Below are 7,637 nucleotides of genomic sequence, written 5' to 3' on the forward strand. Positions count from 1 at the left end.
GGGCGCCTGCGTCAGGAGTACCTGGCGCTGGGCAAGGTGGTGCGCAGTGCCGAGTTCAAGGCCAAAGGCATGGGCCAAGTGCAGGACGGGCAGGAAAGCTTGCGCAGTGGATTCGGCACCGCGGTGGCCGGTACCACCCTGGCCGCCGTGCCGACCAAGGTTAGCGCGGATTTTCAGGCGATCATTCGCGACATTGCGATCAAGTCCGGTACCGCCAATACCCAGCAGGAAGTGAACACCGCCCGCGACATCGTCCAGACCTCAAAGGACACCGGCATGGCCAACACCCAGGTGGCCGAGCTGGTGAACCAACTGGTCGGTGGCGGCATGGAGCTGACCGAAGCGCTGACATATGCACCGGTGGCGGCCAAGTTTGCGGTCGGGCAGGGGGCTTCGGGCGCCGATACCGCAAAGATGATTCTGGCGATGCAGAACAACGCCAAGATCACCGACCCGCAGAAAATGGAACAGGCCTTGGCGTCGGTCGCGCTGCTGGGCCAGCAAGGCAGTTTCGAGGCGGCCGACATGGCCAAGTGGTTTCCGGAGCTGTTGGCGCAGATGGCCAGCACCGGCATCACCGGCCAGGAGGCGGTCACGCAACTGGGAGCGATGCTGCAGGTGCAGATCAAGAGCGCCGGCAGCGCGGATGAGGCGGCGAACAACCTGAAAAACTGGGTCGCGAAAATCGGCTCGGAGGAAACGGTCAAAGGGTATGCCGATGCCGGGATTGACTATCAGGGCTCGATGAACGCCGCCATTGGCAAGGGCTTGTCGACTTTCGAGGCCAGCTTCGAACTGGCACGCCGGTATGTGGAAAAGACCGACCCGAAAAAGGCCAAACAGCTAAGTCAGGGACTGACGCAGATTGACAATGAAACCGACCCGGCCAAGGCGCAAGCGATGGCCGATGCCTTGGCCGCCACCCTGCGTACCGGCGATCTGTTTGCCGACATGCAGGTCAAGACGGCCCTGATGGCGTACACCCAGAACAAAAAATTCTACGCGGAGCTGAAAAAAGGCGCCTCGGACCCCAACGGCCCGCGCAAGGACATTCTCGACAAAAACCTGGCCGAGCGCCGTGAAGCGTCGGCGCAACGTTGGGCCGAAACCGGGCAGGCGTTCAACGATTCGCTGCGCGCCATCGGTGATGCCTTGCGCCCGGCGACGGATGCGCTGGCCACCGGTATCGCCGGCGCGGCGCGGGGTTTGACCGCGTTGTCCGAGGAAACGCCCAAGGCGGTGCTGGGCCTGGCGGCGCTGAGTGCCGGTGCCGTGCTGGCGGGCAAGGCCTGGGCCGCGCTGAAGATCGGTCGGGGGCTGGTGAACATCGCGCGCGGTTCGGCCGGCGACCGGTCCAACATAGTGCAGCGGGTGTTCGTGACCAACGCGAATGACGGCGATGACGACGGGCTGGATCACGGCAAAGAAGGGAAGGGCGGAAAGGGCAAAGGCCCTGCAAGTCGGGCGTCCCGTGGCATGAAAGTGGGCGGGGCGCTGGCGGTGGTCGGTGCCGGCGTTCAGGTGGTGGACACTTACCAGAACGCCACCACCCGTGATGAAAAGGCCGAAGGTTACGGCGAGGTGGCGGGCGGGCTCGTGGGGGGCGTGCTCGGTGGCGCGGCAGTCGGTGCGGCTTTAGGCTCGATCGTCCCCGTGATCGGTACCGCGATTGGCGGAGTGATCGGCGGCATGGTCGGCGCGTGGGGCGGGGGCAAGTTAGGCGCGACCATGGGCAAGGCGTTGTTTGGCGGGCCGGACACGCCGACCAAAGCGCCGATCGGCATCTTGCCCATGGCCGCCGGCCAGGGTGTTGGCGCGGTCGTACGCTCGATGGAAAACGTCCCCGCCGCGCCGGTGACGGCGGCGGCGTTGATGGCGACCACGGCGCCGAAGACACCCGAATGGCCGAAGGTCGATCAGCAATTCACCTTCGCCCCGGCCCCGGTCATTACCGTGCAGGGCGATGTGAAAGACCCGGCGCGGTTGGCGCAGGAGCTGATGCCGTACCTGAGCCGTCAGTTCGAGGACTTTGCCCGGGAGGCGCGTGACCGCCAGTTGTTTGATGCGCCCCACGTGGGCTAAGGAAGTGTTATGACGGATGAAAAGACCTACCTGCAACACTTGCAGGGTGGGCTGAAGTACATGGTCGACGCCGGTGAAGCTGGCCGCACTGACCTGGAGTCGATGACCGGGCCCATGAATGGCGCGCTCAATGAAATCAGCGGGGCGGCGGATGCACTGGAAGGTTTGCCCTTTATCAGCGAAGACCTCAGTGACAAGACCCGGCGTCTGCAGAGTGCAATCAACTCGGCGCAGGCGAAGATCGGCAAGGTCGCCAGTTTCTATAACCAGACCCAGCGCGCGCTGGCCCAGTTTGATGAGCACTTTTCCGCCCTGACCGAACAGATTGGCCGCTTTGGCGCGGCGTTCAATAAGGTCGCCGGCAAGGCGAATGCCGCATTGGGCAACATCTTCCCCACGGAATGGTTTGCCGGCGACATGACGCCAATCTCCGACGCGGTGAAGCCGTTTCCGCACCTGCTGATCCTCTACCCGCTGAAAGCCAATGAGCGGCCGTATTACTTCAACCTGGACACCGCGGCATTTGACGAACTGCGCCGGCAGACCTCGTTTCGCTGGGCCGCGCAGGAGCGCCTGACCCGGCGCCCGGCGCAACAGGCGGTGGGTCTGGGGGAGGAAAAAATCACGATCAAAGGCGCGATCTACCCCAGCTACAAAGGCGGCTTGAAGCAGCTGGATAGGCTGCGCAGCATCGGTTCGAAGTTGCTGCCGCTGAACCTGACCACGGGTTATGGCGAGGTATTGGGCAACTGGTGCCTGATCACTATCGACGAGGAACAAAGCGCCTTGCTGCCTGGGGCGATCCCGCGCAAGCAAGGCTTTTCATTGGAGTTTGTCCGTTATGGCGATGACTTGCAGAACAGCTGACGGGGATCTGCTCGACACCCTGTGCCACCACTATTACGGTCACCTGAACCGTAGCGTCGAAGCCGTGCTGGCCRCCAATCAGGGCTTGGCGGATGAGCCGCAACCGTTCCGGGCCGGCCTGCTGATCACGCTACCGGAGCTGGTGACCGAAACCGACAGCGTGATTTCGCTGTGGGATTGATCCCGTTACCCAGCCCGCCGAGTGCGGGCTTTTTCTTGTCTGGAGTGCCGACATGCAACCGCTTTTCCGCATCGTCGCCGACGGTGCCGACATCACCACCTTGATCAATGATCGACTGGTCTCGCTGCAGCTGTCCGATCGGCCCGGCATGGCTTCAGATTCGTTTGAGCTGCGCATTGATGACCGCGACGGCGCGGTGTCGCTGCCCGTGCGTGGCGCGAGTATCGAGGTCTACCTGGGTTATGCCGGCGCCGACCTGACGCGCATGGGCCGCTACACCGTGGACGAGGTGGCTGTTTCCGGCCCGCCGGACACGCTGGTGATCAGCGGCAAGGCCAGCGACATGCGCGGCAGCGGCAAAACCACCCGCAGCGGTAGCTGGGAAGACATCAGTCTGGCGCAGATTGTCGGTGACGTGGCAGCGCGCAATGGCTGGCAGCCTTCATGTCCAGTCGACACCCGCGTGCCGCGCATGGATCAGCTGAATGAGTCCGACTTCAACTTCATCACCCGCCTGGCCAAGAAACACGACTGCACTGCCAAGGTAGCCGACGGCAAGCTTCTGGTCCTGCCGCGACAGGGCGGGCAAAGCGCCAGTGGCAAGGCCTTGGGTGTAATCACCTTGCAACGCAATGACGTGACCCGTTGGCAGTTTCGCTTGAGCGACCGCAGTGCGCATCAAGGGGTCAGCACCCAGTACCAGGACTCGGACAGCGGGGAATTACAGATTTCGCACCTGGACAATCCCAACGTGCCGGAGGGCCTGCCGCCGGTGCACACCGATCGCCATCTCTACCCGGATAAAAGCGCTGCCGACGAAGCGGCGAAGGCACGATTGGCGGCGTTCAATCGTTCGACGGCCTCGGTGCGCCTCGACCTGCCGGGCCGGACCGACCTGTTTGCCGAAATCATGATCGAGGCGCAAGGCTTCAAGCGCGGGCTCGATGGCGAGTACCTGGTGGAGTCGGTCGATCACACCTTCACCCCGTCCGGATGGACGGTGTCGGTCGAGTGCAATGGTGGCAAGGAGGGCAAGGCCAAGGCCTCTGGCAAGCCGCAGAAAGTCGTTCTTGAAGTGCCGGATTGATTGCCTGGGGCGCGAGAGTCGTGCCCGGGCAAAGAAGTTTGAGTCTCAAAGTAAAAGGAGCGGCCAGTCTGGATGCGTCAACATCCCGCCTGGCCACCGTCCCCGCAGATTGTCCCTGCAAGTCCCGCCAAGGCTCCTGCTCTGTGCACAAAGCAGAGCGAGCCTAGCACCTGTTTATTTATACAGTAAAGGTCTTGCACTCTATGTCTTCACCTATCATCCCTTGGATGGGCGGCAAACGCCGCCTGGCCGACCGTCTTATCCCACTGTTTCCACCTCACGAATGTTACGTCGAAGTCTTTGCCGGCGGGGCTGCGCTGTACTTCATGCGCCCCCAGGCCGCGCCTGTTGAAGTGCTCAACGACATCAACGGTGACCTGGTGACCTTGTACCGCGTGGTGCAGAACCACCTTGAAGAGTTCGTGCGCCAATTCAAATGGGCGCTCAGTTCGCGCCAGGTGTTCGAGTGGCAGAAGATGACCCGCCCAGAAACCCTCACCGACATTCAGCGTGCCGCCCGATTTTTCTACCTGCAGCACCATGCCTTCGCCGGCAAGGTCTCCGGACAAACCTTCGGTACCGCCACCACGACCCCATCAATCAATCTGCTGCGCATCGAAGAAAACCTTTCAAACGCCTGGCAACGCCTGTCCGGCACCTACGTCGAAAACCTGCCTTGGCTCGAATGCGCCGAACGCTACGACCGGGCTCATACCTTCCATTACATGGACCCGCCGTACTGGCAGACCGCTGGGTATGGCGTGGACTTTCCGTTTGAGAACTACGAGCGAATGGCCGACTTCATGCGCCGCTGCAAGGGCAGGGTGATGGTCAGCATCAACGACCACCCGGACATCCGCCGGGTGTTCGAGGGCTTTCACTTTGAGACGCTGGATATTCGTTACACCACGACCAACCAGCGGCAGGGTAAGGCCGAGGTCAGTGCTGAACTGGTGATCATGAACTGGGAGCCGGCGGCGTTGGGAGGGTTGTTTTGAAATGATCGCTTTCACCCAAAGCTGACGGTGGCGACAGTCAGAAATCGACCCTTTATAGCCCTTCGCAGAGGGCAGATAGCGGCCAAAAAGCGCCTTACAGTTTGGGCGGTTTATAGCTGTCGTCCGCTGGAATCTGCGCTCCCAATGTCTAGACTCTAGGAGTCGAAAATTGACTTAAGGATTCAGGAGATGATCTTAATCCCAGCTATTCCGGCTCCTCTAAAAATGAGCCAAGCAGCTATATGTGATTGCGGTAAAGTCACCCTGCATGCTTGGCTACACCGCGACTCGAATGCGTTTAATTTCTTCCGCAAATATCTGAAATATAGCATTACTCTACATCAGAATACCCCGCCATTAATTGTTTACCAGCGTCTTCAATGTCAGATCAGTGCTATTCAATAAATTGCGAGTTATAATATGCGATCAAAAAAGCCGCAATCATTAACTCAGCCAAATTTGTTAGCAATTTATATTTTGCTCTTCGCAGTTTTATTTTCATCAACCACCTACTGTTTCGCCAGCGAGCAATTTAAAAACGAAACTGAAGAAGAATGCAGTCTCTATACTAAAATGGAGCGCCCCTCTGTCCAAGGTTATGAGTCGGAGTTTGAGTTCGGAGAAACTAAATACTTTGTGTCCTGGGAGGATCCTCCTGAGCCATTAATACCTTCGATATTCAAAATATTCACCGCGGACAAAAATGGACAAAATAGAGCGGAATTGCCTGGATACTTCTTAGAAATATTTTTTAATGGCAAATCATTATTAATTGTTGGGGACAAAGAGATATATGTAGCGGATCCCAAGGGTGGAAAACCCAAAAAATTTGAAATAGAAGCCAATTTAAACAATGACCGTAGTCGTCGTTTCGAGCATGTAGAAAATACGTTTCTTGGAGGGAGGCGCTTACAATTGTTAATCAAAGGCGACGACCAAACTGTGTTTATGAGTACGCCGAATGGGATTTATTCAATAGACTTAACTCTTGCAACCAAACCTTTCTTAATTCCGTTTTCCGATACAGCTTTAATTGTTGCAGCTAAAGATTCTTTCGCCTCAACTAAACATGGTTTTATCGCCATTTCTACGCCAGAAGGTGTATATACGCTAAATACAAATAATAAAATCACGCTTGGCCCCTTCGACATAGGCAGTGTTACACAGGCAGTGTCCACATCCCAATACCAAATATTAACTACAAGCAAAGGTTTAACCTTCCTCGATCCACTTACCAAATCAATCAAAAACTTCCCTGAGATCGATGCGTCAACCCAGGTGATGAGCACGCAGAACTACATATGGCTAAAGGGTCGCAATCAAAATCTTTATTATTGGAAAAAAGACAGCGAACCAAACGCTGTCAATGCGGGCATTGAATGGGGGCAAGCTCTAGAAACAGATCATGCAATCTGGGTGAATTCAGGCAGTAACATTTACAGATTCTCGAATTCTTTCGATTCCCCACCTCTAAAATCTACAATTAATAGTCTGTACTTTATTGCAGGAAGTCCATCAGGCGATTGGATTGTCGATGACGATTCCATCTATCTATGGTCGCCCTCAAATTCGGATAAAATTGTTCTGCAAGCTAAGACAGTCGGCGCATTTTATAACACAGGAGGTGACAAGGGTGTGATAGCCGTTCCGACTACTGAAAGTATATATTTCTTTACAAAAAATGATGACCCTACAATCCTAAAAATTCACGCGCCTCGAATTTACGACGCAATTGAAACCAAAAATAGATATTGGCTCATACTTAGCGAAGGGGTTTACTCCTCGCCAATAGATAAACTTTCCAACTTAGAAAAAATAGACCTTCCGAACTTTGATGGAGCAGAAAAGCCAAGCATAAACAGCACGGATCATCAAATCAATTTAGAGACGTCAGAATGGAAATATATTATAGATGAAAGCACTCTTAAGGTTGCAACGGAAATAACACCCAAACTGCCTTTCTCTCCTTTCTCTCCTTTCTCTCAAACTACCATATCTTATGATGACATAATAAATGAATTAAATGATGAAGTTAAAAAAGCAAAAAAATTGCCGTCTGACCTAATAAATAGCCCAACAATCGACGCAATGATAAAACGACAGGACATCGATAATCTCCCTTCGTGGAAGGCAACGGTATCATTTAATCAAATGCGCACCGAACTCGATCAGAGCCAAGAGTTTATTTTGAGCTGGAAAATCAAGTTGCTCGATTGCCGAATTCTGGCAGGAGATTTACCACAAGTATTAACAATCGAAGATGGCGACAAAAAAATAATATACAAATCAATAGCGAAAGACATCGTAAATGATGACGATAGAAGCTACATAATATACCCAGGGTTAATAGCGTCCGGGTACTACACAGCACGAATTACAATATTTGACGCGTTCGGAAGTGTGAAATCCGATAGCGTTAAGC

The 7,637-nt window shown here is 55.4% G+C and carries 6 protein-coding genes; all 6 read left to right on the forward strand.

Annotation, left to right across the window (positions count from 1 at the left end; genetic code table 11):
• A partial coding sequence (locus AC1DWM_RS29600) for a phage tail tape measure protein (RefSeq protein ID WP_477796835.1) occupies positions 1–2,082 on the forward strand: 2,082 nt, incomplete at its 5' end.
• 9 nt (positions 2,083–2,091) lie between these two features.
• Positions 2,092–2,949, forward strand: a complete 858-nt coding sequence (locus tag AC1DWM_RS29605; RefSeq protein WP_477796836.1) for a phage tail protein — start codon at positions 2,092–2,094, stop codon at positions 2,947–2,949.
• Positions 2,924–3,130, forward strand: coding sequence for a tail protein X (locus AC1DWM_RS29610; RefSeq protein ID WP_477796837.1), 207 nt, complete (start codon positions 2,924–2,926; stop codon positions 3,128–3,130). Before AC1DWM_RS29605 ends, AC1DWM_RS29610 begins: the two co-directional genes overlap by 26 nt.
• 52 nt (positions 3,131–3,182) lie before the next feature.
• Entirely contained in the window at positions 3,183–4,217 is a 1,035-nt protein-coding gene (locus AC1DWM_RS29615) for a phage late control D family protein (protein WP_477796838.1), read from the forward strand.
• A 203-nt stretch (positions 4,218–4,420) separates the two neighbouring features.
• Complete coding sequence (locus AC1DWM_RS29620) at positions 4,421–5,215, forward strand: DNA adenine methylase (protein WP_477796839.1); 795 nt, start codon at positions 4,421–4,423, stop codon at positions 5,213–5,215.
• A 420-nt stretch (positions 5,216–5,635) separates the two neighbouring features.
• The coding region (locus tag AC1DWM_RS29625) for a hypothetical protein (RefSeq protein WP_477796840.1) at positions 5,636–7,637 on the forward strand (2,002 nt) is incomplete at its 3' end.

The sequence above is a fragment of the Pseudomonas sp. P4_C8 genome (assembly GCF_056401975.1).

What these genes read in the sequence shown, in the direction of transcription:
- AC1DWM_RS29620 (WP_477796839.1), top strand. Translation starts at nt 4,421, where the DNA reads ATGTCTTCACCTATCATCCCTTGGATGGGCGGCAAACGCCGCCTGGCC.
- AC1DWM_RS29615 (WP_477796838.1), top strand. Translation starts at nt 3,183, where the DNA reads ATGCAACCGCTTTTCCGCATCGTCGCCGACGGTGCCGACATCACCACC.
- AC1DWM_RS29605 (WP_477796836.1), top strand. Translation starts at nt 2,092, where the DNA reads ATGACGGATGAAAAGACCTACCTGCAACACTTGCAGGGTGGGCTGAAG.